The 2,580-nt window shown below is 37.2% G+C and carries 1 protein-coding gene; it reads right to left on the reverse strand.

The genetic code is table 11. The features are described 5' to 3' along the window. The coding region (tssI, locus tag Q0296_RS02465) for a type VI secretion system Vgr family protein (RefSeq protein ID WP_298036124.1) at window positions 1-2,482 on the reverse strand (2,482 nt) is incomplete at its 3' end. Between the last annotated feature and the right edge of the window lie 98 nt (window positions 2,483-2,580).

Here is a 2,580-nt window from a genome sequence, read left to right on the forward strand (position 1 = left end):
TATCTCCACCGATGACTCTTAGTCCCATGCTGTCAAATATCGCTTTTATGCCACCAACTTCTATCACGACACTTGCGCCATTTATGGTTACTTTGGTGCTGCCTACTTGGTGGATGATCTCATTTTTAGCATTTACCTCGTATGTCGTCTCGATCTCGCTATACTTAGAGTCTGCCATCTCGGTGTGCTGCGCGGCTGTTTTTGTTGTGAAATTTGACTTAGCATTTATGTCGATGTAGTTGTTTGCCTGAAGTACGATATGCTCGTTACTAAACTCATTTATACCTTTTTGAGAATTTAGCTTGTAGCTACCGTCTATGTTTTGCTCTTTGGTACCTTTTATCTCTTTAGTCTCATCGTTGTGTATGGTTGTGTTGAGGTTTGATTTTATCTCGACAAATTTGTCATTGCCGACAAACTCGTGTCTATCTTGACCAACTCTAGTTGTATCATCAACAGCTACATTTAACGTGTTTGAGACGCCTACTACCGTATCTTTTGAAAGTCCAACTGTCGTTAGATATTCGCCGCCGACATTTACGTTTTTAGCAAGGTCTATCGTTTGGATGTGCGCTTTTTTGACCCTTTCGGTGTAGCTACCATGCACTTGAGAGCTTTTGTCGTTTAGTATCGTTTGAGAAAAATCGTTATTTACTAGCTCGTCGTAGTCTTTCTCGGCTTTTACATAAATTTGCTCTTTGTTTTTTAAGTTTGACAAAGTGATCTCGTTTATGCCAGTCTCGTTTGCACCGATCGTTTTCGAGCTAAGCGATGTTTGATGGTAGTTGTTATCTACATTTACTAGTGGCATATTTGAGGCATTATAGAGGCTACCGCTTACCACTGGATTGTCTATGTCGTTTTGCAAAAATGAGATGATCACCTCATCGCCGACCCTAGGTATTGCAAAGAAGCCAGAGCTGTTGCTTGCGATAGGTGTGATCACTCTTAGATAGGCACTCTTATGGTAGCTTGCGTTTATGGTGTCGTCTTTATCTATCTGCTCTTGCGTGCTAAAGGCGTTTAGTCTTACTTTTACTCTGCCGTAACTATCCGTATGGATGGTGTTTGTTTGGCTATTTAGCCCATCTTGTCCCACAACAAGGCCTAGAGTGATGTCAGGCGCTTTTGGCTTTTGTTTGTAGCTTGGTACAAATTTCACGCTGCTTGGGATGATGCTTAGTTCATTTGTATATGAGCTTATAAATTTTTTATCTTTTAAAGGGACATTATCACCTAAATTTAGAGTATTTTCTAAGACACTTTCGTCTATATAAGTGTGTTTTATAGCTATTATTTTAAACTCATACTCGCCGCTACTTTGATCTATGGCGACTGAGATATTGTCGTTTAAATTTAGAGCAAAGACGTTTGAGCTAGCGACAAATTCTTTCAAAAGCATATCGCTTCTTAGCTTTTTAAGATAGGTGCTGACCTCAAGCAACCTCGTATCACTAAATGAATACTCATCTAAATTTATATGCTTATCATAGATATTTACCTGCTCGTCAAATATCTTCTCATTTTTGCTCTCTAGCACGTTTGGATAGGCAGTGTTTTGAAATGAGTGGGTGAAGCTGTTTGCTTTTAGAGTTTCGCTCTTTGTGATTTTATTTATGTGTTCGCTTGCGAGATTGTTATTTAAATTTACATTAAAGCTTACTTTTCTAGCCTCTTTACCTTTGCTCGGTTCGCTTTGTGCTAGGCCTTCAGCTTGGTTGCTATAAGCTAGGATAAATGTATCATGAAAGTAAATTTTCTCATTATCTTCATAAAAATATATACCACTATCATGGCAAAGTCTTGTTATAAAGGCTAGGTCACTTTCGTTGTACTGCGCTATAAATTCTTTTTTATTGTAGCTATTTTTGATATTTGAGAAGTCTAGCTCTTTGGTTAGCCTTTGCTTGTTAAAAGACAAAATTTCTTTTACTACTTCAAGCACGCTTTGGTCTGTGTAAATTCTATTTGCTCTATTTATACTTAGTCTATATAGCGAAGATGTGAGTTTAAATTTGAAGAAATATTTTTTGTCTATATTTGTACTGCTATCGTCATCAACGCCTAGATACTCGACATCGCTTACTATGCCGCTAAAGTAGATATAGTCGCTGCCATTATTGCTTGGGATGATACTTTTGTTTGTAGAAGATGGTCTCTTTATGCTTAGCTTCATGCCTTTATCAAGGTACCTATATATACCAGTTTGAGCGTTATCATTATATATGCTCTCTAAATTTTCATAAAGCGGGTTTTTGACTAAATTTATATAGGCAAAGCACTCTATGCTAAATATATCTTCTAAACTCTCATTTATATCAGCCCTTGTGACTATAAATTTATCGTTTGCTATCTGAAGAGTAGAGAAGGCATCGTTAGATATGCCGTAGTCTACAAAGCCGTCTGTCGCCACCGAGTTGCCAGATGCTAGCATGACTGGCTTAGTTAGTGATGATGTTGGTGATGTTATGTTTTTGTCCATTTGTTGCTCTTTCAATCTTTTTTCGTTTTCTTCTTCTTGTAATCTTTTTTCAAATTCTTTAATATCAGCATCGGTAATTTTATATACCGATTTTGTTT

Source organism: uncultured Campylobacter sp. (assembly GCF_937890585.1).
Classification (GTDB): domain Bacteria; phylum Campylobacterota; class Campylobacteria; order Campylobacterales; family Campylobacteraceae; genus Campylobacter_A.